The 22,549-nt window shown below is 62.8% G+C and carries 17 protein-coding genes and 1 tRNA gene; 16 read left to right on the top strand and 2 right to left on the bottom strand.

Annotation, left to right across the window (positions count from 1 at the left end; genetic code table 11):
* Nucleotides 1–11 precede the first annotated feature (11 nt).
* The 6 genes from gcvT to KF691_09655 all read left to right on the top strand — a co-directional run bounded on the left by gcvT (nt 12) and on the right by KF691_09655 (nt 5,890).
* Nucleotides 12–1,133 carry a glycine cleavage system aminomethyltransferase GcvT gene (gcvT, locus tag KF691_09680; GenBank protein MBX3389709.1) on the top strand — a complete coding sequence of 374 codons (1,122 nt, stop codon included), beginning with the start codon at nt 12–14 and terminating at the stop codon, nt 1,131–1,133.
* Between the two features lie 296 nt (nt 1,134–1,429).
* Complete coding sequence (locus KF691_09675) at nt 1,430–2,083, top strand: hypothetical protein (GenBank protein ID MBX3389708.1); 654 nt, start codon at nt 1,430–1,432, stop codon at nt 2,081–2,083.
* A 121-nt stretch (nt 2,084–2,204) separates the two neighbouring features.
* A tRNA-Leu gene (locus KF691_09670) sits at nt 2,205–2,288 on the top strand.
* A gap of 158 nt (nt 2,289–2,446) precedes the next feature.
* A complete protein-coding gene (locus KF691_09665) occupies nt 2,447–3,472 on the top strand; it encodes a hypothetical protein (protein ID MBX3389707.1) in 1,026 nt (341 codons plus the stop codon).
* 26 nt (nt 3,473–3,498) lie between these two features.
* Nucleotides 3,499–4,641 (top strand): bifunctional diaminohydroxyphosphoribosylaminopyrimidine deaminase/5-amino-6-(5-phosphoribosylamino)uracil reductase RibD, encoded by a 1,143-nt coding sequence (gene ribD, locus KF691_09660; protein MBX3389706.1) that lies wholly within the window; start codon nt 3,499–3,501, stop codon nt 4,639–4,641.
* Nucleotides 4,642–4,891: 250 nt separating this feature from the next.
* Complete coding sequence (locus tag KF691_09655; GenBank protein MBX3389705.1) at nt 4,892–5,890, top strand: hypothetical protein; 999 nt, start codon at nt 4,892–4,894, stop codon at nt 5,888–5,890.
* Here KF691_09655 and KF691_09650 read toward each other — a convergent pair.
* Nucleotides 5,887–7,182: an aminomethyltransferase family protein gene (locus KF691_09650; protein ID MBX3389704.1), complete on the bottom strand. Its 1,296-nt coding sequence runs from the start codon at nt 7,180–7,182 to the stop codon at nt 5,887–5,889. The genes KF691_09655 and KF691_09650 overlap by 4 nt on opposite strands.
* Before the next feature lie 218 nt (nt 7,183–7,400).
* Here KF691_09650 and KF691_09645 point away from each other — a divergent pair, with 218 nt between their 5' ends.
* Together KF691_09645 and KF691_09640 are read left to right on the top strand one after the other, a co-directional pair.
* Entirely contained in the window at nt 7,401–8,480 is a 1,080-nt protein-coding gene (locus KF691_09645; protein ID MBX3389703.1) for a M20/M25/M40 family metallo-hydrolase, read from the top strand.
* Nucleotides 8,481–8,562: 82 nt separating this feature from the next.
* Nucleotides 8,563–10,086, top strand: a complete 1,524-nt coding sequence (locus KF691_09640; protein ID MBX3389702.1) for a hypothetical protein — start codon at nt 8,563–8,565, stop codon at nt 10,084–10,086.
* 74 nt (nt 10,087–10,160) lie between these two features.
* On the opposite strand, the gene KF691_09635 is transcribed toward KF691_09640, so the two are convergent.
* Nucleotides 10,161–10,739, bottom strand: a complete 579-nt coding sequence (locus tag KF691_09635) for a response regulator (GenBank protein MBX3389701.1) — start codon at nt 10,737–10,739, stop codon at nt 10,161–10,163.
* A 511-nt stretch (nt 10,740–11,250) separates the two neighbouring features.
* Between KF691_09635 and KF691_09630 the strand changes: the two genes are divergently transcribed.
* From KF691_09630 to KF691_09595, 8 genes are all read left to right on the top strand, one after another.
* Complete coding sequence (locus tag KF691_09630) at nt 11,251–13,491, top strand: HEAT repeat domain-containing protein (protein MBX3389700.1); 2,241 nt, start codon at nt 11,251–11,253, stop codon at nt 13,489–13,491.
* Nucleotides 13,492–13,603: 112 nt separating this feature from the next.
* Nucleotides 13,604–14,674 carry a phosphate ABC transporter substrate-binding protein PstS gene (gene pstS, locus KF691_09625; GenBank protein MBX3389699.1) on the top strand — a complete coding sequence of 357 codons (1,071 nt, stop codon included), beginning with the start codon at nt 13,604–13,606 and terminating at the stop codon, nt 14,672–14,674.
* Nucleotides 14,675–14,697: 23 nt separating this feature from the next.
* A complete protein-coding gene (gene pstC / locus KF691_09620) occupies nt 14,698–15,843 on the top strand; it encodes a phosphate ABC transporter permease subunit PstC (GenBank protein MBX3389698.1) in 1,146 nt (381 codons plus the stop codon).
* Nucleotides 15,844–15,853: 10 nt separating this feature from the next.
* Entirely contained in the window at nt 15,854–16,738 is an 885-nt protein-coding gene (gene pstA / locus KF691_09615; protein MBX3389697.1) for a phosphate ABC transporter permease PstA, read from the top strand.
* A gap of 219 nt (nt 16,739–16,957) precedes the next feature.
* Nucleotides 16,958–17,719: a phosphate ABC transporter ATP-binding protein gene (gene pstB / locus KF691_09610; protein ID MBX3389696.1), complete on the top strand. Its 762-nt coding sequence runs from the start codon at nt 16,958–16,960 to the stop codon at nt 17,717–17,719.
* Between the two features lie 126 nt (nt 17,720–17,845).
* Complete coding sequence (locus KF691_09605) at nt 17,846–20,797, top strand: 2-oxoglutarate dehydrogenase E1 component (protein ID MBX3389695.1); 2,952 nt, start codon at nt 17,846–17,848, stop codon at nt 20,795–20,797.
* A gap of 47 nt (nt 20,798–20,844) precedes the next feature.
* Entirely contained in the window at nt 20,845–22,188 is a 1,344-nt protein-coding gene (odhB, locus tag KF691_09600) for a 2-oxoglutarate dehydrogenase complex dihydrolipoyllysine-residue succinyltransferase (protein MBX3389694.1), read from the top strand.
* Nucleotides 22,189–22,205: 17 nt separating this feature from the next.
* On the top strand, nt 22,206–22,535 hold the full coding sequence (locus KF691_09595; GenBank protein MBX3389693.1) for a hypothetical protein: 330 nt from the start codon (nt 22,206–22,208) through the stop codon (nt 22,533–22,535).
* The last annotated feature ends 14 nt before the right edge of the window (nt 22,536–22,549 follow it).

The following is a 22,549-nucleotide window of genomic DNA, read 5'->3' as shown; positions in this document are numbered from 1 at the left end:
GAGTCAACAGTTTGCAACGCACCCCCCTGAACTCGTTTCATGTCGAGAAGAAAGCGAAGATGGTGGACTTCGCGGGTTGGGAGATGCCCATGTTTTACACGGGCATTCTCGAAGAGCACCAGCAGGTTCGAAAGAGCGGGGGGCTGTTCGATGTCTCGCACATGGGACGGGTGAAGGTCACCGGGCGGCACGCGCGGAAGTTTCTCGAGAAGCTGTGCACGCGGAAGATCTTCGATATGACGCAAGGGCAGTGCCGCTATTCGCTCGTGTGCAACGAGCAGGGCGGCGTGAAGGACGACATCATCGTCTATCGCTTCGATGAAGACGATTTTCTGCTGGTGGTGAACGCGTCGAACCGCGAGAAACTGCTGCCGCACTTCGAGAAGGTGAAGGGCGATCTGCAGGTGAAGATCGACGACCAGACGTTGAGCACGGCGATGGTCGCGATGCAGGGTCCGAAGGTGATGGACATGATCTCGAAGTTTTCGAGCGAGATCCCGACGCTGAAGCGCTACCGGTTCACGACGAAGAACCTGATGATCATGAAGGTGATCGTGAGCCGCACCGGGTACACCGGGGAAGACGGCGTCGAAGCGATTCTGCCGGCGACCTTTGTCGGCATGGCGATGAAGCTGATTCTGAAGGACGTGGACATGACTTCGCCGGATGCGATCGTGAAGCCGGCGGGGCTGGGCTGTCGCGACACGCTGCGGATCGAGGCGGGGATGCCCTTGTACGGTCACGAGCTGGGCGAAGAGATCAATGCGCTCGAGTGCGGCGTGGACTTTGCGATCTCGCTCGACAAGCACGAGGGAGAGCGTGGCGAGCGGTTCGTGGGGCAGGATGCGCTCGAGGCGGCCGCGAAGGCGGGCGTGAAGCGGAAACTGGTCGGCATCGCGCTCGAGGGGAAGCGATCGGCGCGGCAGGGCATGAAGGTCATGTCGGGAGGTACGGAAGTCGGCGTCGTGACGAGCGGCTGCTCGAGCCCGACGCTCGGATACCCGATCGCGATGGCGTTTGTCGATGTGAGCAAGTCCGAACTCGGCACACCCGTGCAGATCGAGTGCGACCGCGGCACGTTCGAGGGAAAAGTCGTAAAGATGCCGTTCTACTCGCCGACGAAGAAGGGCTAGGAACGCGGCGGCACCTGCTTCGCACTACGCGATTGCGCCGGACGCAACTGAAGTTTGCGCGCGGACTCCATTCCGATCGTGAATCGATGGGGCGCGTGACAAATTGTGTATGTGGATTCGCGATCAGCACCCGTCGCGCGACTCGGCAAATTGCTTGAGCAATGTGCCTAAGCAGATTGCTTGGGGTGAAGGCCTCAAATTCGATGCGGAGGAGGTAATGCGGAGAGATTGTTTGGAGGCTGCGGCACGCACAAGTACACTGCGTTCAATTCCGCGACTCAAACAAGGGGAGTGAGATGAGAACGACGAATGCCAAGGCATGTGTTGCCGCTGCGATCTTGGTCATGTCCGGTGGCGTCGCCACCGTTCGTGCCGCGATTATTTCGGCGGTGGGGCCGGGAGCTCTCGATCTCCTGATGGGCACGCCGCTGCTTGCGGTGCCGGATGATGGCTTTCCCATCGGCACGATCTATGGTCATCCGCCGTCTGCGACTCCGGGAATGCCCTTGGCAACACCGATCGGGCCCATGGGGTTTGGGCCTTCGCACGAACGCATCACGGCGGGAACGCCGTTCTCCTCGGGATACTTTCACGCCATTCCAGGACCGGCGGGACCGATCGCGGGCTCAACCGTGTACGCGCCGGTGGGCGCGAGCGCGATCGACTTTTTCATGACCCCGGCGCCCGGGGCGACGCACCTGTTCGAGATCACGGCGATCGGAACGGCGACGACGACCACGATTGTCGTCCCGGTTGGAATCGGACCTCCGGTGTACGTGGGCTTCGGAGCGTTCGGCGAATCGATCATCGCGATCTCGATCGTCAAGCTTCCGTTCCCTTCGCCGACAGCCCTGACTTGGAACGTCGGAGACATCCGGGTGCTGCCGGCGCCGAGCGCCGGAGCGGTCGTCGGGATGGGGCTGTTGTTGGCAGGACGCCGGCGCCGGTAGGGTGACCGACACGAAAGGTGAATCCAACGAGCGACCGCGGGCTGCTTTCAGACGCGGAACGCTGCGGGTTTGCCGCGGGCGTTGTCCGCGCGCCGGGTCGTGCGTAAACTCAACACCCGCTGCGGCTGTGGCGGAATTGGCAGACGCGCTAGATTCAGGTTCTAGTGGGGTCACACCCGTGGAGGTTCGACTCCTCTCAGCCGCACTTGCACGAGGCCCGGTGAACGCCGGGCCTCGGTGCGTTTTTGGCCGCTGATTTGAGGTGCGGAGATGCAGGTCTGGCGATTGGTGTCGCGATCGCTCTCCCTTCCCCCAACCCCCTCCCTCAGGGAGGGGGCTTCAGAGGCGGTAACATCGGCCCCCATGGCGCTGTTGCTGGTTGGAATCGATGAAGCGGGGTTCGGGCCGATGCTCGGGCCGCTATGCGTTGGCATGAGCGCGTTCCTGATCGAGGATTGGAACGAGGGCGACAAGAAGCCGTGCCTGTGGAAGTTGCTTTCGGGGGGGGTGTGCCGCGAGGGGAAGGACAAGCGCGGGCGCATCGCGTTCGCCGATTCGAAAGCGCTCAAGCTTCCGAACGATGTGGGAGAGAACGGGGCGAAGCGGCACCCGCTGATGCACCTGGAGCGAGGCGTGCTCGCGGCGATGGGGAATCTCGAGAGCGACTCGGTGCCTTTGTCGGATTCGGATTTGCACGAGGTGCTCGGCGCGGCGCTGCGCGGGCACGCGTGGTACGAGGGCGAACCGATCGCGCTGCCGGTGTCGGGGAGTGCGCCGATGATGGGGATCGCGGCGAACCTGCTGGCGAGCGCGCTGGAGAGCGGAAAAGTGCGGGTGCTGGCGATGCGCTGCCGCGTGATGGAGGAGCGCGAGTTCAACGAGATCATCGGCGCGACGGGGAACAAGGGCGATGTGTGCATCGCGGCGCTGGCGGATCATTTGAAGACGGTGATGGGCATTGCGGAGCGGTATCCGGAGGCGACGGTGCGGGTGGCGTGCGACAAATTGGGAGGGAGAGATAGTTACGCGCCGGTGCTGGAACGGGTCTTGCCCGGGTGGGAGTGCGGGGTGATCGAGCAGCACGCGGAGCGATCGAATTATGAGTTGAGGAAGAAAGACCCTTCCCCAAACCCCTTCCCTCAGGGAAGGGGCTTTCGGATTTCGTTCCAGCCGGAGGCGGAGACGGAACACTTGCCGGTGGCGCTGGCATCGATGATCGCGAAGTATGTGCGAGAACTGGCGATGCACAGGTTTAATCGGTACTGGTCGAAGCGGCTGCCGGAGTTGAAGCCCACGGCTGGCTACACGCTGGATGCGCGGCGGTGGCTTGCGGATGCGGCGAAGGTGATTACGAAGGAAGAGCGGGCCGTGATGGTGCGAAGGGCGTAGGCCCGAGCGGCCGGAAAGAGTTGAGGATGCAGGATCGCGAACAACTCGATCGCCGGATGCTCGACCTCGCGGCGAGGTTGGGAGCGCGCGCGGAGGGGTACGTCGGCGAGAATCCGCTGGTGGGCGCGGTGATCGTGAAGGATGGGAGGGTGCTCGGGCTGGGCCATCATCGAAAGTTTGGAGCGGCGCACGCGGAGCGGGAAGCGATCGAGGACTGCAAGCGGCGCGGCAATGACCCGCGCGGCGCGACCATGTACGTGACGCTCGAGCCTTGTGCGCACATGGGCAAGCAGCCGCCGTGCGCGGACTTGCTCGTGCAAGAAGGCATCGCTGAAGTTGTGTGCGCGCGAAAAGACCCGAACTCGATCGCGGCGGGGGGTGCGGAAAAGCTGAAAGCGGCGGGGATCGCGGTGCGTTTCAGCGATGCGAGCAGCGCGGCGATCGCGCTCGGCGATCCGTTCGTGAAGCGCATCACGACGGGCTTGCCGTGGGTGATCGCGAAGTGGGCGCAGACGATCGATGGAAGAATCGCGACGCGGAGCGGTGAATCGAAATGGATCAGCAGCGACCGCTCGCGCCGGCGCGTGCATGCGATCCGGGCTCGTGTCGATGCGGTCTTGACGGGGATGGGCACGGTGCTCGCGGACAATCCGATGCTGACGGCGCGGGATGTGCGGAAGGTGCGGAGTCGCGCGCTACGAGTGGCCGCCGACAGCGATCTCGACATTCCGGAGTCGAGCGAACTGGTGAAGACCGCGCGGCAAGTTCCGGTGGTCGTCGCGTGCGAGCGCGAAATCGCAAAGTCGGAGATCACACGGGAGAAGCGAGAGCGGCTCGAGGCGGCGGGTGTGCGCATCGTGGGCGTCGGAGTCGGCGCGAAGGGAACGGGGATTGACCTGCGGGAACTGTTGAAGGCGCTCGCGTCGCAATTCGGGGTTTTGAGCGTGCTGGTCGAAGCCGGGCCGGGATTGATCGGCTCGATGATCGACGGCGACCTGATCGATGAGCTGCGGGTGTATGTCGCGCCGCTGATGCTGGGGGATGAGATGGCGCGGAGTGCCGCAGCGGGACGGATTGCGCCATCGTTGTCCGCGGCCCAGCGATTTCGATTGGTCCGATCGAAGGTTATTGAAAACGATCTGGAAGTTGTCTATCGAAAGCGTACATGAGCGAGTAAACTTGGGAATCGTGGGGCCAGGAGCGCGCTGTATGTCTCGAGGTAATTTGGCGATTTGCCTTTCTCTTGGCATAGGGATGTGTGCGAAGGCCTCCGCTGGTTGGAAGACCGTTTTGCTTCATCCGCCCGGGGCGAGTACTTCGCTGGTGCGAGGGGTGGGTCCGTGGCAACAATCCGGCTACTACAGAATCACATCACTCGATCTTCACGCGGCCTTTTGGAGGGGCTCCGCGGAGTCGTTGGTGACTCTGGATACACCCGGCGCCGCGAACGCGCGCGTCAATGGAGCAGCCGGTAATACACAAGGCGGGGACATCGAAGGCGAAGCCGGAATTTGGTCGGGGACAGCGCAAAGTTGGGTGAATCTGCAACCAAGCTTCGCGACCTCATCGACGATTTTCGGCGTCAGCGAGAATCAGCAGGGCGGAAGAGCAGCCGTTCCATTTGAGAATACGTTTCAGTCGCACGCGTGCCTGTGGCGTGGATCGGCGGCATCGTGGGTGGATCTGCATCCTTCCGTCGGCGATTACTCGCAGGTCAATGCCGTCGCGGAACCGAACATGCAGGGTGGCTATTTCAGCTATCCGAACCAGATATGGCATGCGGCGCTTTGGCGCGGAACGAAGGCTTCGTTTGTGGATCTTAATCCGGCCGGTGCTACCGCGTCCGAAATTCGGGCCATGACGGCGACCCAACAGGGGGGCACTACGCGAGGAGCTTCCGGCAACGACCAAGCCGCGTTGTGGAGCGGGACGGCGCAATCGGTGGTTAGTTTGCATTCCGGCGGCAATTTTGGGTCCGCCGTGAACGGCATGGTCGGAGACATGCAAGTCGGTTCTTTGGGAGATGTGGTGGGACTAAAAGCAACGATGTGGAAAGGAACGGCTGCGTCGCGGCACAATCTCCATCAGTATTTGCCGTCCAATTACAAGAGTTCATTCGCGATGTGCATCTGGACCGATGGAATCTCGATCCTGATCGGCGGGAGCGGCACAAATATGTCGGCAGGCGGTCCGTTCGGGAGGAACGAAGCCGTGTTGTGGGTCTGGGACGGGTGCCGTTCCGACTTCAATCGCGACAATGTTGTCGATGATTCGGACTTTGCTGAATTTGTTTCCGCGTATGATGAGTTGCTTGTGCCGCCGGCGAATCCACAGGCCGATTTGAACCACGATGCTCAGGTCGACGACGCCGATTTTGTGATCTTTGTCGCCGCATACGACCAGTTCGAATGCGACTAAGGCGATTTCAATCGAAGGCTCGACAATGTTGGCATGACCGTCATTTCGATTGAACGGTCCTCGGCGGGGATGCGGAAGCGTGCGCCGGGCGATGCGAGATCATTCTTGATTGCCGCGAAACAGAGCGGGGTAGCGGCGTTCATGGGGCTGAGCGTGGAACTGGTGACGACGCCGACGGATTCGGGGGCTTCGCCTTCGATCGGGAAAACCCGAGCGCCGGAAATTGGCTGGAGCGCGCCGGCGAAGTAGGGGTCTTCGGGTTGAGAGGACAGCGCATGTTGCGAGGATTGGCTTTCGGCGCGGAGCGCGACGAGCTTGCGCTTGGAGTGTCCCCGCGCGTGCATGCGGGCGACGATTTCCTGGCCGAGGTAACACCCCTTGGTGAAGCTGACACGGTCTTCGATGACGCCGCTCTCGGCGGGGAGAGAACTCGGACCGAAGTCGATGTAATAAAGGGGAGTTCCGGCCTCGATTCGCGCGATGTTGAAGGCGTGCCAGCCGCCGGGTCGGAGGCGGACCTGCGCGGAGAGTTCTGAGGAGTGAACACGCTCGTGGACGTGCTCGTGCGGGAAGCCGCGTTGGAGCAGGAGTTCGTAGATCGTGCGTGCGTGCGTTGTCGGAACGATGAGATCGAGCCCGATCTCGCCGGTCTGGTCGCGCCGGTCGATGATCGCTTCGGTCTCGGCGATGCGGACGAGGCAGGACTGGTTGGGTGGAAGCGACTCGATGCTGGGGCCGCCGACGGGAGTGGAGACCGTCGCGAGAAGCTTGGCCGCGGTGGGGCCGTGGAGCGCGAGTCGGTGCGAGGTCGCGGAGAGATCGGTGATCGCGGCGTCTTCGGTGATGATGAACGCGTTGAGGCCGTCGAGCGTGCGCTTCACGGCGTGCGCATCGCACTCGAGCAGCACGCGCTCGGGCAGCACGATCACACGCAGGTCGGCGTCGATGCGGCCTTTTCGGTTAAGCCAGAAACTGGAGACAGAGTTGAACGGCTCGAGCCACTTCTTTCCCGGCTTGAGCTCCTGCGTGATCATCCGATTCAGGAATTCGAGGCGATCGGCGCCGGTCACTTCGAGCACGGCCCGCTGCGGCAGATCGAGAAGCAGGCAGCCCTTGCGGATCGCGGCGTATTCGAGTTCGAGTTCGCCGTAGGTGCCGACGATGTTGACCGGCTCGGGCGCTTCGTGAGCGGGGGCATCGGGCGCTTGAGGCGGCGGAGAATCCGGGCCGTAGGGGAGCATCATGGCGCCGGCTTGGTCGTGAAGTGGTTGGATCGGGCTTTGTCGGGCCATTGGCGCGTGTTCGAGGAGAGCGGTTTTCTACGAGGTCGAACGGAATCAAACGGATGGGATGACTTGCCCACCCCCCAAAGCCCTCTCCCTCCGGGAGGGGGAGAAGAAGCCGTCCGCAACTGGTGCGGCGGATCACGGTATTCTTGCGATCCCCCGCGCGCGGGACTCTGTTTGATTGCCGCAGTCGGGTGCTGGATTCAATAAGGGAAGCAGCCAACATGAATGTCGATCTCTTGAAGCGTTTGTGCGAGACTCCGGGTGTTCCAGGGCGCGAGGAGCGTGTGCGGGTGCTGATCGAGGAAGAGATCGACGGCTTGTTCGATGAGGTGCGGACCGACGCGATGGGTTCGTTGATCTGCACGCGGCATCCGCGCGGGAAGGCCGCGGGAGGCGGCAAGAAGAAAACGAGCCAGTCGCGGCCGACGCGGGTGATGCAACTCTGTCATATGGACGAAATCGGGTTCTACGTCACGTACATCGACGACAAGGGGTTTATCTGGCTGAACAACGCGGGCGGATTTGACACGCGCAACCTTTTTTCGCGGCGCGTGCTCGTCTGCACCGAAGGCGGCGACATCAAGGGCGTGATGAACCCGGGCGGAAGGCCGATTCACATCTCGGGGCCGAAGGATCGCGAGAAGGTGCCGGAGGTGAAGGAGTTCTTCGTCGACATTGGGCTTGCGGCCGACAAGGTGAAAAAGAAGGTAAAGGTCGGCGACTATGTGGTGATGGATGAGCCGCTGATCGAAGTGGGGGACAAGCTCGTCAGCAAGGCGATGGACAATCGTGTCGCGTGCTGGCTGGGGATCGAGAGCGTGCGGCAGCTCGACAAGAACAAGAACGGCCACGCGTGCGAAGTGGTGGTCGCGTTCACGGTGCAGGAAGAAGTGGGGCTGCGCGGCGCGAAGACGGCGAGCCATTCGGTGCTTCCGGATATCGGGCTGGGGATTGATGTGACGTTGAGCTGCGATACGCCGGGCGTGCCGCCGGAGGAAGCGGTGACGCGGCAGGGGCAGGGCTTCGGCTTGCACATCAAGGACAGCTCGTTCATCTCGGATTACAAGCTGACGTTGGAAGTCGAGAAGCTGGCGCAGAAGCACAAGATCGCGTATCAGCGGACGATTCTCGCGGCGGGCGGGCAGGACGGTGCCGCGGCACAGCAGGCGGCGGCGGGCGCCCGGGCGGTCGGCATCACGGTCGGGACGAGGTACATCCACACCGTGACGGAGATGATCGATCGGAAGGATCTCGCGGCGGCGCGGGATATTTTGGCGGCGTATATGGCGGGGTGTGAGTAAGCCAAACAGCAAGAACCTCGAGCTCTGAAATGAAACTCGTCCGAATCCGGTCCGAACAGAGTGATTGGAGGGGCGGTAGGCGATGCTTCTTTTCTGGCTGATCAAGTTCACGTACTCGCTTGTCACGGGCATGGCTTTCTGGTTTGGCGAGCCGGCGCCGTCGCGCAGATATGTTGCGGAGTACAACGCGGAAATGCTGGCATTGCCGGAATCGGAGACAGCGTGGCGGATTGTGCGGCAGGCGGCATTGAGGCCGGTGCCGCTGATCGAGGGCGCGAAATATCCAGAAATGGGGATTCAGGCGACGGTGCCTGAAGATCCGCTCTGGCCGGCGATGGTGAGAGCGGTTGAGGCGAAGAAAGCCTCGATCGAGTTGGCGTTCAAAGCGGCGGAGCGCTCGCGCATGGGAATGCCGCTGGTTGTGTTCGAAGAAGCGGCAACTCCACCCGCAAAGTGGGAGATGCTCGATCACGTTGATCCAAAGGCGAGCCCCTCTCCGCTTGAGGTCAGTCTGCAGCCGTTAGGAAGGATTCGAGGATGGAGCCGCGAACTCGCCATGGATTGCCGCATTGCGGCGGAAGCGGGGGATTCGGGGCGCGTGATGCGAGACTTGCTCGTGATGCAGAAGCTGGCGGGACTGACGCGAGATCCGCCCCTGTTGATCTGCCAGCTCGTGGACTTTGCGGTTTGCGGGCTGGTTGCGCGTGAATCGGGATACGTGCTTGCTTCGTATCCGGGGTTGCTTGATCGGGGACAACTGGACACTCTGGCGGCGGAGTTGAAACGGACGCGTAATCGGTTGCGTGTTGAGCTCGATTGGGAATGGGCGATTTTTTTGGATTGGATCGGGCGGGTTTACAGCGACGACGGCAAGGGAAACGGAGTGGTGACCTACTCGGGCTTGACCGAAATGGAAAGCGGCGGGGAAAGGCCGACGTGGCGTCGTGCGTTCGGGCTCGCGTTGACAGTTTTGCTCGGAGTGGACTTTTCGGGGGTGAATGGATCAAAGCGTGATCTTCTCGAGCGCCTGGATTCGGCGCGGACCGCCCTCGAACGAGACGTCGAGACCAAGCCGTGGTCGCGCACCAGTTGGGCTATTGACCAAGTCATACGTGAAGACGGCGCCGACATGAAGCAAGTAGGGGATTTTTTGCTGGCCGTTTCGATGCCGGGACTCAAAAAAGCTGTCGAAGAATGGAACAGCGTGACCAATCGAATCGATGTCGCGATTCTCGTGACCGAGTTGGAGCGATACCGATTGGAACACGGCGACTATCCGCGAGCACTCGGGGATTTGCAGCAATGGGATCGCGAGACCGCTCCGCTCGATCTGATGGACGGGAATCCCGTGCGGTATCAGTATCGCGAAGGACAGCTCCCACTGGTGTACTCCATCGGCGTGGATCGGGTCGATGATGCGGGCCGCGCTGCCGAGGACAATCTTCGCGCGGGATGGCTCAGCAGCAAGTCGAAATGGGAGTCAGGATCGGAATGGGAGAAAGACCGCCTCCGGGGCGATTGTGTGTATTGGCCCCCGGTGACGGTTCAGTGGCTTGATGAAGGTGAGAAGCCGTTCGTCCCGCGCCGGCCGCTGCGGAAGCCTTGATTTCGATGTTGACGCGAAAGAAAAAACCCCGGGTCGGTGGATCCGGGGTCTTATCGCGTCCTTGCGATGTGGCTTCAGGCGACGAGGTTGGTCGCGTTTTCGATCGACTCGACGACCTGGCGCACCTGGAAAGGCTTGCGCAGGAATCCGTCGAAGCCCTGGCCCTTGAGCGAGTAGGCCTGGCCGTCGGTGAGCTTGCTGCTCATCGCGATGACCTTGGTGATCTGGAGGTTGTCGTTCTTGCGGATGACCTCGGTGAGCGCCTTGGCGTCGCCGTTACCGAGTTCGAGGTCCATGAGAAGGACATGCGGCTTGAAGCGCTCCGCTTCGACGCCTGCCGCGAAGCCGTTGTTGGCCGAGCGGACTTCATAGCTTGTTTGTTCGGAAAGAACTTTTTCAAGCGTGGCCGCGACTTCTTTATCGGCGTCCACGATGAGCACACGGGTGCGGCCGCTGGCAATCCCCTCGAGCGGGATGTTGTGAGCTTTCATGAAGCGGATGAGTTCGCCGGTCGGGATGCGCCGGTCGCGCGAGCCCGGGATGCGGTAACCCTTGAGTGAGCCCGAATCGAACCACTTCGACACCGTGCGGGGTGCGACGTTGCAAATCTTCGCCACCTCGCCGGTCGTCAGTACTTCTTTTTCCATGGCCATCGCTTCACCTCGTGGAGCACACAACGGGCTGCGGATGACTCCGGCAACCGGTGGACGACAACAAATCGGCCAAGCCTGAGGGGCGATTCACCCAGGAGGATGCTCGGCAGGCAAGAAAAGCGGATTTCCCCATGGCCACGGCGTTATCAGGGCTTGGGAGAGCCGGATAGGCCGGCTTGGCAAGGTGCGCTGTTTAGGACGGCTTGCGGAGGGGGACGGCAGAACGTAGATTGGCTATCCTCTCGGTCCCACGGACGCCGGATGCGTCCGGATCGCGTTCCGGAGCGGATGCAACCGCTTCTGATGCGCTCCGAATCGGCCCCTATCCGACCGAGAACTCGGTCGGGCGCGGCAAGTGGAATTCGCTGGAAGGTCGCAGTTGAGTTGTTCGAGTTGAGCTTTTTGAGACGTTGGGAGTGGGGGAGTGGGGGATGGATCGCAGGACGCGTGAAGCCGGCGCTGCCGCAACTTCCGAATACATGAGGCTGACAGTTAAGAGGATTACCGCGAGATGACCCGCTCTTCCTACCGACGCGTGAACAAGTCTGGACTTCTTGCCGCACTGATGCTGGCTGCGAGCGCATTCGCAATGAGCGACGCCGATGCGCGCCAGGCGGTCGCGCCGGAGTTGAAGACCGATCAGGGAATCAAGGCCGCGACCGACGGCGATCTGCTCAAGGACTTCATTCACTTCACACGGATTGCGCGTTACGACGTGGCGGGGAGCGTCGGGCGCGAGTTGCTCTCGCGGAATCTTCAACCGAAGGACTTCGTGAAGCTGGTTGACTCGACGGGTGAGACGACGCGGTTCGACGAGACGGTGGGGCGCGCGATGCGGGTCGCGGATCTCGAGCCTCTCGCGGGCGCGATGTACAAGTTGTACGAGACCGGAAGGCTGGAAGCGGCGCGCGATCCGAACGAGATCGCCGAGAACATCGCGAAGCTGACCGGTACGGTTCAGGGGCGAGTGCGGGCTTCGGCTCGACTCAAGGCGGCGGGCGAGTATGCGGTGCCGCAGCTATTGACGGCGCTGATGGATCGTGACAATCCCGCACTTCGATCGGAAGCACAGCGCGTGCTCGTCGATATCGGGAGCCAGTCGGTGATTCCGCTGGCGACCGCCATGATCGGCGGCGACCCGGCGATGCAGGAGCGGTTGGCAGACGTGCTGGGGCTGATCGGGCATCGCTCGGCGCTGCCGTTCCTCGCGGACGTGCGGATGACCTCTTCGGTTTCGAATGTGAAGGCCGCGGCCGAGCGTGCGATGAACCGCATCGATTCGGGTTCGGCCGGCGCGAGCGTGGCGGAGTTGTACATTCAGTTGGCCAACCGGTATTACAACCAGACGCGCGACGTGACTAGTTTCCCGGGCGAGGAGTACCAGCTTTTGTGGCACTTCCAGCCGGGCATGGGACTCACCATGACGGGGATTCGCTCGAGTGTCTACCACGAGGCGATGGCGATGCGTCTGGCCGAGCGGGCGCTCGAGATCGACGCCACGAGCCGCGAAGCGCTCGCGATCTGGCTCGCTTCGAACCTCCGGCGTGAGATCCAGCAGCCGAAGAACTACGACAACCCGGCGTATCCGAGCGATCGTCGCGACGCCATGTATTTCGCCGTGACGGCGGGCGCCGGGCCGATGCAGGCGGTGCTGGCCCGGGCGATCGACGCGAAGGACACGTTGCTTGCGCGCAAGTCGATCTCGGCGATCGAGCAGACGGCGGGGAGCAAGGCGCTGGTTGAGTCCGGCGCATACGGAGTTTCGGGTGCGGCGCGTCAGCCGCTCGTCGAAGCTTTGACGTATCCGAATCGGCGCGTTCAGTATGAATCGTCGCTTGCGATCGGCAGTTCGCAGCCGTCGAACGGGTTCTCCGGCAGCGACCGCGTCGTCCCGACGCTTGCCGCGGCGGTCCGTGAGGCTTCGAGCAAGTACGCGGCGATTCTCGCCCGCGACATCGAGCAGTACCAGGCGATCCGCAAGATCCTCGAGAGCGACGGCTACACCGTCCTCGCCCGCGGCGCGACGATGGCCGAACTCGAAGGGCCGATTGCGGAAGTTCCGGCGGTCGACCTGATCGTCGCCATCGATCCGAATCCCGCGGACTTTCCGCAGTTGATCACCGAAGTGCGCGGGACTTCGCGCACCGCGGCGACTCCGATTCTCGCCTTGACCATTCCCGAGGCCTATCCGGAGCTGCGCCGGCGCTACGAGACTGAAACGAGCGTCGCGGTTCGTCCGCTTGCCATTTCGCCGGAAGCGATTTCGAAGTCGGCGGCAGATCTGGTGCTCGCGGCATCCGGAGGTCCGATCGGAACCGACGAGGCGCGAGACTACGCGGTCCGCTCGCTCGGTACTCTGCGCGACCTCGCTTTGACACGAAACCCGATTCTGCCGGTGGAGGAGTCGGTGCTGCCTCTGATCAAGTCGCTGGGCGAGACGACCGGCGCGACTCGCCAGGATGTGGCCGAGGTGCTCGCGTTGATCCCGCAGCAACGAGCGCAGGTCGCGCTGATGGACGCCGCGGTTGCCACCTCGGGTTCCGAGCGGGTCATGCTGCTCAATCAGGTTTCGACAAGCGCGAAGCGTTTCGGGAATCAGCTTGAAGAGCGTCAGGTTCGCCGGGTGCTCGAGCTCGCACGGAGCCGAGACGCGGCGGAATCGACCGCTGCGGCGGCCCTCGCGGGGGCGCTCAATCTGCCGAATGCCGATCTGCTCCCGCTGATTCTTGGGACCGAATCCGGCTCGAAGTGAGGACGGTGGCGGGTCGGGTCTTCGCGGATTCTTAACGTGAATGCCCGCCGGGGATCAATGCCCGTCGGTACAGTTTCCCTGCCGTGAATCTGAATTCGCGGCAAGGAGCGCCATGAAATCAGGACTCATCGGAGCCGTCGCCTCGATCGCGATTGGCGGATTTTCGGTCGCGTCCTACCCGGGAGAAATCCGCCTGAGCGGCGCGGGCGCCACGTTTCCGGCACCGCTATACACACGGTGGGTGTCGGAGTATCAACGAGCGCATCCGAGCGTCAAGATCGACTACCGAAGCATCGGATCCGGCGGGGGCGTGAAAGCACTCGCCGACAAAACCGTGGCCTTTGGCGCCACCGACGCGCCTTTGAACGAGAAGGAAATCGCGGCGATGGGCGGGACCGATGCCGTGGTGCAATTCCCCGCGACGCTCGGAGCGGTCGTTCCGGCGTACAACCTTCCGGGAGTGAAAGAACCACTTCATTTCACCGGCGCGGTACTCGTGGATATCTACCTGGGGCGGATCAGCTCGTGGGACGACGCGCAGCTTCAAAAACTGAACCCCGATGTCAAGCTGCCCAAGACTCCGATTACGCCGGCGTTTCGCACGGATGGAAGCGGAACGACGCATGTGTTCACGAGCTATCTTGGAACACAGAGTCCGGTGTTCAAAGCGGAGATCGGGGTCGGCAAGCAGGTGAAATGGCCGCTGGGTCAGGGCGGCAAAGGAAATGAGGGTGTTGCGGCCGTCATCCAGCAGACCGTGGGTTCGATCGGCTACATCGAACACAACTACGCGATTGCGAACAAGATTTCGTTCGGGGCCGTGCAGAACAAAGTCGGCAAGTTCGTGCTCGCGAACGCGGAATCTGTTTCCGCCGCGGGAGACGAGACCTCCGGCGAATTGAGGGGCGATATTCTGCGGGCGGATGCGTGGAATGCACCCGGCGAAAAGGCGTACCCGATCAGCGCTTTCACCTACATCGTGCTGTACAAGCACCTTGAGAACATCAAAACACAGGCAGAGGCCGAGGCGCTGCTGGGTTATTTGCGCTGGACGCTCGGGCCGGGGCAGAAATTGTCCGAGGCGATGTACTACTCGCCGCTTAGCGAGAAAGTCCGGTCGGCGGCGCTCGGCGCGCTCAATTCCGTGACGCACGACGGCAAGCCGGTTCTGGTTCAGCCCTGAATGTTGGTGCTCCGCATCCACCCATGACGACCCACGCCGTTGCAACGCCCGCCGACCGCCCGAAAGGGTGGTCGCGCGAAGCGATGTCGGCGCCGCCCGGGAGTGGCGGGCAGACCGGAGTCGCACGGAGCGCACATTTGGGTGACGCAGCGCTGGGGTGGGCCTGCCGCCTGAGCGCGGCGATCGTGTTTCTCATGCTGATTTCACTGATCGCCGTGCTGGTTCACTCGGCCTGGCCCGCGATCCGGCAATTCGGCTTCGGGTTTCTGGTTTCGACCGAGTGGCGGGTGAACGAACTCGAGCGGCCGATGCGTGATGCGACCGGGCAGGTCGTTCTCATCGACGGCGAGCCCGTGATGGAGACGCTCGCGCCGGCGTTCGGGGCGTTGCCGGTGATCTGGGGCACGGCGGTGAGTTCGGTGATCGCGCTCGTGATCGCTGTGCCGATCAGCTTGAGCGCCGCGATTTTCCTGGTTCGCGTCGCTCCGAAACTGCGAATCGCGGGCGCGGCATCGTTTCTGATCGAGTTTCTTGCGGCGGTCCCGAGTCTTGCGTTTGGAATCTGGGCGCTGTTCGTTCTCGCGCCGCTCTTTCAGAAATACGTGGGGCCGTTTCTGCAGCGCGTGCTCGAACCGATCCCGGGGTTTCGATGGATGTTCTACGAGACGGTGACCGTCGCTGGTCGGAACATTGAGCGTCCGATTCCTCTGACCGGGCGCGATCTGTTCACCGGCAGCCTGATTCTTGCGATCATGATCCTCCCGATCATCACATCGGTGAGTCGCGATGTGCTGAAGTCGGTGCCGCGTACGCAGATCGAGGGGACGCTCGCTCTGGGCGCGACGTGGTGGCAGAGCTGCGTCGCGATGCTGCGGTACGGGCGGAGCGGATTGCTCGGCGCGATCATGCTGGGGCTTGCGCGTGCGGCGGGAGAGACCATGGCGGTCACGATGGTGATCGGCAACAACAGCCAGATCTCGCCTTCGCCGTTCGCGCCGGCGCAGACGATGGCGAGCGTGCTGGCAAACGAATTTGCCGAGGCGTCGGAGGGGCTGCATCGCGCGGCGCTTCTGTACGTCGCGCTGATTCTGCTCACCATGTCTCTGGTTTTCAATGTCGTTGCACGCCGGCTCGTTGTCGGCGGCATCTCACCGACCGGCAGCCACTAGGAGAACCGCTTTGCCCGGCTCGTTCGCGGAATTCCGAAGGCGCTCGATCAGCTCGATCATGTTCGGGCTGTGCGCCGGCGGCGCGGCGCTCATTGTCGCGATTCTGCTGCTGGTGATCGGCTATCTCGTCTGGATCGGCGTCGCATCGCTCTCGTGGGAGTTCCTGACTTCGGTGCCGACGGGCGATGTGGCGCACCCCGGCGGCATGCGCCATGCGATTGACGGAACGATCATCCTCGTCGCGCTCGCGTCCGCGGTCGGTGTCCCGATCGGCGTACTCGCGGGGATCTATCTGTCGGAGTATCCGGGCGAACACGTTGTCACCAATCCGCTACGGTTCATCGCCGATGTTCTTGCCGGCGTCCCGAGCATCGTGGTCGGAATTCTCGGCTACGAGCTCGTGGTCGTTCCGGTTTCGCGCTGGACCCAGAGTTCGGTTTCGTTCAGCGGATACGCGGGCGCAGCGGCGCTCGCGTTCATCATGATCCCGATCGTGGCGCGCACGACCGAAGAAATGCTGCGGCTCGTTCCCAAGACGTTCCGCGAGGGCTCGCTGGCGCTCGGCGCAACGCGTGCGCAGACGATTTTCCGCGTTGTTCTTCCAGGCGCGTTCGGAGGCGTTGCCACGGGGATCATGCTCGCGATGGGTCGTATCGCGGGTGAGACGGCGCCGCTGCTATTCACCGCGCTTGGAAGCCGGTTGCTCACGCACAACCCGGCAGAACCGTTTCCGTCGCTGACGCTCCAGATCTACACCTACGCCACCGGACCATATCCGGAGCAGAAACGATTGGCGTGGGCCGGTATTCTCGTCCTCTTGTTCATGTTGTTCGTGGTCAATCTTTCGATCCGCCTAGTTGCCTCGCGTCACGCGCGTTTTCGAGTTGGTGTGTAGCGGCCCGCTTACTGTCTGGATGACCCTTGCATGCCCGCGTCCCTTCCCATGACCCAGTCGCCTCCCAGCCCCAAGCCGCAGCCGGAGCCGCCGATGGTGGAATTACCGGCGCGCAAACGCCCTGTTGTCGGGCCCGCGGCGAGTGGAGCAGGCCAGTACCCGGTGATCGATGCGATCAAGCGGGGGGAGACGCCGGAGCCGCGCCGCCACGAGTCGGTGATGGGGGTGCCCGCGGTTCTCGAAGTCCGTGATTTTCAGCTCTGGTACGGGCACAACAAGGCGCTCCATGGCATCAACATGCCGATCGCCGATGGCAAAATCACCTCGATCATCGGACCCAGCGGGTGCGGCAAGTCCACGCTGCTGCGCTCGGTGAATCGTCTGAACGATCTGGTGGACGGCGTGCGCACATCGGGTTCGATCACGCTCCGGGGAGAAGACGTGTACGGTCGCGGCGTCGACGTGATCTCGCTCCGCAAGCGCCTCGGGATGGTTTTTCAGAAGCCCAATCCGTTCCCGATCTCGATCTTCGAGAACGTCGTGTACGCGCTGCGAATCTCCGGCGAGCGGCGCAAGTCAGTGCTCGAACAGGCCTGCGAGAAAGCGCTCAAACAAGCCGCGCTGTGGGATGAAGTGAAAGACCGTCTGAAGTCGTCGGCGATGGGGCTCTCCGGCGGGCAGCAGCAGCGTCTCTGCATCGCGCGAGCGATCGTATGTGAGCCGCAAGTGCTTCTGCTCGACGAGCCTTGCTCGGCGCTCGACCCGATCGCCACTCTCCGGATCGAAGAACTCATCCTGGAAATTGGGAAACGCTACACGGTCCTCATCGTCACGCACAACATGCAGCAGGCGGCCCGAGTGAGCGACTACACGGCGTTCATGTATCTTGGAAGGCTGGTCGAGTACGGACGGACCGCGGATATTTTCCAGTTGCCCCGGCTTCGAGAAACCGAGGATTACGTGACCGGGCGGTTCGGCTAAGCCTTCCGCGGACCGCCGAAACACGGGAAACTACCCCGACCCCAAACCTACCATTGCCCGCCGCGTGCTCGCGCGGTCGGCCAAGGGAATGGTCGGCTGCTGTGAGCCGCTGCGGAGGGTCCGGCAATGGCCGGACACGACCGGATGACCGCCAAGGACATGACAGGACAATCGATCGCTTCCTCCCCGTCGGTGAACGGCTGGCAGGGACCGTATTTGGAAGCACAGTACGAGCAGTACAAGGCCGATCCGAACAGCGTTCCCGCTGATATGCGATCGTTCTTCATGGGCTTTGAGCTGGCCGGCGCTCCCGAGGGCGCGATGCTGATCAGCTCCGGCACGCGCATTCCGATTTCGGGTGAGGCCTCGCGGTTTCAGGCCGCGGTGGACGCCCTGATCGCGGCGTACCGCAAGCTCGGTCATTTCGCGGCAAAGCTCGATCCGTTCGGTCGATCGGAGCCCCGTCCCGACGCCCTCAATCTGGCGTTCCACGGGTTGAGCGAGACCGACCTCGGGCACAGCGTTGATGTTTCACTGGTCGGCGTCGAGGGCTCGACTTCGACGCTCGGCGAACTGGTGGCTTATCTCGAGGCCACCTACTGCGGCACGATCGGCCTTGAGTTCGTCCACATTCAGGATCTGCGCGAGCGCGAATGGTTCCTGCGAAAATTCGAAGCCAAGCGGGGCAAACGAGAGCCCTCACGCCCGGAAAAGCTGCGCATCCTCGAGTTGCTCAGCAAGTCCGAGGGTTTCGAGCGCTTCGCCGCCAAGCGCTATCCGACCGAGAAGCGATTCAGCCTCGAGGGCGCGGAGTCGCTTATCCCCATGATGGACCGAATGCTCGAGCACGCCACGACCGCCGGAGTCGAGGAAGTTGTGATCGGCATGGCGCACCGGGGCCGTCTCAACGTGCTCAACACGATCATGGGGAAGACCTACCAGCAGATCTTCACCGAATTCGAAGACAACTGGGAAGAGGGCTTCGCGGACGGCGGCGGCGACGTGAAATATCACCGGGGCTACTCGGGGACGCGCAAGTTTCCGAGCGGGCGTCAACTGCACCTTGCGATGGCGAGCAACCCCAGCCATCTCGAATCGGTGAACCCGGTGGTGGAAGGACGGACGCGTGCGAAGCAGCGCCTCAAGGGAGATACCGAGCGCCGCAAGGTTCTGCCTTTGTTGATTCATGGCGATGCCGCGATCGCGGGCCAGGGAATGGTCGCCGAATGCCTGAACTTCTCGCAGCTCGAGGGGTACACCACCGGCGGCACGGTTCACATCGTCATCAACAACCTGATCGGGTTTACGACGGTGCCGCAGGACGCACGCTCGACGCGCTACTGCACGGATATCGCCAAGGCTTTTGATTGCCCGATCTTCCACGTGAACGGAGAAGACCCGGACGCGATGCTGACGGTGGCGGAACTCGTCGCGGAGTATCGCCAGACCTTCCGCAAGGACGTGTTTGTCGACATGTTCTGCTATCGCAAGTACGGGCACAACGAGCAGGACGAGCAGAGCTTCACCCAGCCGATTCTGGCGGGGATGATCAAGGCAAGGCCGAGCGTTCTCACGACCTATTCGCAAACGCTGCTGACCGACGGGACGGTTTCCAAGGAAGACTTCGAGGCGATCAATACGCAGCTCGAGAATGCGCTGGAAGAAGCGCAGCGTGCCGCGAAAGCAAAGCCTCACGATCCAACGATCGACCCGGGTTCGGCTCGCTGGAAGGGGATGGGAGCCGAGTATTCGCACGAGCCGATCGAAACCGGCGTCTCGCTCGAACGGCTCGAGGAAGTTTGCGCCGCACTCGGCCGAACGCCCGAAGGATTCAACGTCAATTCCAAACTCAAGGGCCTGCTGCAGCAGCGCGCCGAGCTGCCGAAAAAGGGACGCGTGAGTTACGCCGATGCGGAAGTGCTCGCGTTCGGCACGCTCCTAATTGACGGCATCCCGGTGCGGCTTTCCGGTCAGGATTGCCGGCGCGGCACGTTCACCCAGCGTCACGCGGTCCTGCGCGACGCCGAAAGCGGAAAGCCCTTCACGCCGCTTAACAACATCCGCGAAGTGGGCGAACCGGGCACAGGGCGCGAGATCGGCGCAAAGGGCTCCGACGGCAAGCCCCGCCAGGCGAAGCTGTGCGTGTACGACAGCCCGCTCTCCGAAGTGAGCGTGATGGGCTTTGACTACGGCTATTCGCTTTCCGATCCGAACATGCTCGTCTGCTGGGAAGGGCAGTTCGGTGACTTTGTGAACGGGGCGCAAGTGATCATCGATCAGTACCTGTCGTGCTCGGAGCAAAAGTGGGATCGCTGGTCGGGTCTGGTGCTGCTCTTGCCTCACGGCTACGAAGGCGCGGGGCCGGAGCACTCGTCGGCGCGCCTGGAGCGCTTCCTGCAACTCTGCGCCGACGACAACATGCAGGTGATCTACCCCAGCACGTCCTCGCAGATCTTCCACGCGCTGCGCCGGCAGGTTCGGCGCAACTTCCGCAAGCCGCTGATCGTGATGACTCCGAAGAGCCTGCTTCGGAAAGAAACGAGCGAGTTCTCCGAATTCGAGAAGGGCTCTTTCCGCGAGGTGATCGACGATCCGCGTTTCGACGGCGACTCGAAGACCGCCGACCGCAAGGGGGTGGCGACGGTGCTCGTGTGCTCTGGCAAGCTCTATTGGGAACTCGCCGAACGCCGCGACGAACTTGCGAAGAACTCGATCGCAATCGTGCGCGTCGAGCAGTTCTACCCGCTGCACTCGCAGATGCTCAAAGCGATCTTCGATCGCTACCCCAAGACGGCGAAGAAGGTTTGGGTGCAGGAGGAGCCCCGCAACATGGGCGCGTATCTGTTCGTGCGCGACATGGTGCAGAGCACGCTCGGCATCGAGCTCGGCTACATCGGCAGGCCCGCGAGCGCGAGCCCGGCGGTCGGCAGCAAGCACATGCACAAGCACGAGCAGGAAGACATTCTCGAGGAAGCGGTCGGCAAAGCGCCGCCCAAGGCCGCCGCGCCGGGCAACGCCTCCCCTGAGGCCAAACCCGCCAAGGGAAACAAGCAGGATGCGGTGCCCTCGCGCCGATGAACGGTCGATAGAAAAGACGGACCCGAACCAAACTCAGCCTTCAACCTATGCCCACCAACATCACCGTCCCGAGCATCGCGGAATCCATCACCACCGGCGTGATCTCGAAGTGGCACAAAAAAGACGGCGACTTCGTCAATCGCGATGAGGAATTGCTCGATCTCGAGACCGACAAGGTGACGATGCCGATCCTCGCGCCCGAGGCGGGCGTGCTCAAGCGTTCGGCGAACGAGGGCGACACGGTCGATGTCGGCCAGGTGATCGGTTCGATTGAGGCGGGGGCTGCCGGCGGCGCGAGCAAGGCTGCACCGGCCGCTTCTCAAGCTTCTGCAAAGGCCGAGTCGCCGGCTCCCAAGACCGCGGCACCGGTTGCGGTCGCGCCAGCGCCCGCGGCTAGGCCCGCGGCGCCTTCGGTCCCCGCGTCTCCGCCCACCGCGCCTCCGATCTCAAACGGCAGCGCGGGCCACGAAGTGTTCGCGACGCCACTCGCGAAAAAACTTGCCGCGGAGCACAACGTCGATCTCTCGAAGCTGACCGGCACCGGAGGCGCGGGTCGTATCCGCGAACAGGATGTGCTCGCGTTCGTGCAGGCGCGCGGCTCGGGGGGATCAATTTCAGTGGGGGCGTCGAAACCTGCCGCGCCCGCTATCTCATCCGCTTCGGCACCCGGCGCGGGCGCAACGCGAGAGAAGATGACGCCGCTCCGTCAACGCATCGCGCAGAGGTTGGTGCAGGCGCAGCACGCCGCGGCGATGCTCACGACTTTCAACGAAGTGGATATGGGCGCGGTGATGGACCTGCGCAAGAGCTACAAGGAAGATTTCGAGAAGAAGCACGGGATCGGCCTCGGATTCATGGGCTTTTTCGTCAAGGCGACGGTCAGCGCGCTCAAGGCCTTCCCGATGGTGAACGCCTACATCGTCGAAGAAGGCGGGCAGATGCTCATCGAGAAGCACGCGACATGCGACATTGCAGTCGCGGTGAGCACGCCGAAGGGGTTGGTCGTTCCGGTGCTGCGCCAGTGCGAGACCAAGTCGATGGCGCAGATCGAGTCGAGGATCAAGGACCTCGCCGTGCGCGGGCGCGACGGCAAGCTCGGCTTCGACGAGATGCAGGGCGGCACGTTCACGATCACCAACGGAGGCGTCTTCGGCAGTTTGCTCAGCACGCCGATCCTCAACGCGCCGCAATCGGCGATTCTCGGGATGCACGCCATCAAGAGCCGGCCCGCGGAGTTTCCTGTCGGCAGCGGGCAGGTCGCGATCCGCCCGATGATGTACCTCGCGCTCAGCTACGACCACCGCATCATCGACGGCGCCGAGGCCGTGCAGTTCCTGGTGCGGATCAAGCAGAACATCGAGGATCCGCAGCGGCTGCTGCTCGAGATCTGATTGCGCGAGAATTGTTGATGAGCGGTTCCAAGGTCATCGCAGTGTGTCTCGCGATCTTCGGTCTGGTTCACGTGCTGGGCATGGTCTGGTGCATCTCGGGCGGGCTCGATGCCTCGCGGTCGGACATGGCGGCTTTCCGCGCGGTCACCGAACCTCTGAAGAGCCGGAACGAAATCACCGAGGCAGGTGAGAAAGCGCTCGAACAGAATGTCGAGAAGCGATCGAAGGTGCACGCGACCGTGATGTTTTCGTACGCTGCAGTGCACGGCGTGACGGCGGCCGCGCTTTTCGCTGGTGCGGTACTCCTTTGGCGCTCGGGCCGATCCCGGTCGGTCACGAACGCCTGAGCGAAATGAGCTTT

Source organism: Phycisphaeraceae bacterium, from assembly GCA_019636555.1.
Taxonomy (GTDB): domain Bacteria; phylum Planctomycetota; class Phycisphaerae; order Phycisphaerales; family UBA1924; genus JAFEBO01.
Note: the sequence above shows the minus strand (reverse complement) of the source record. Positions and strands in the feature narration are given on the sequence as shown.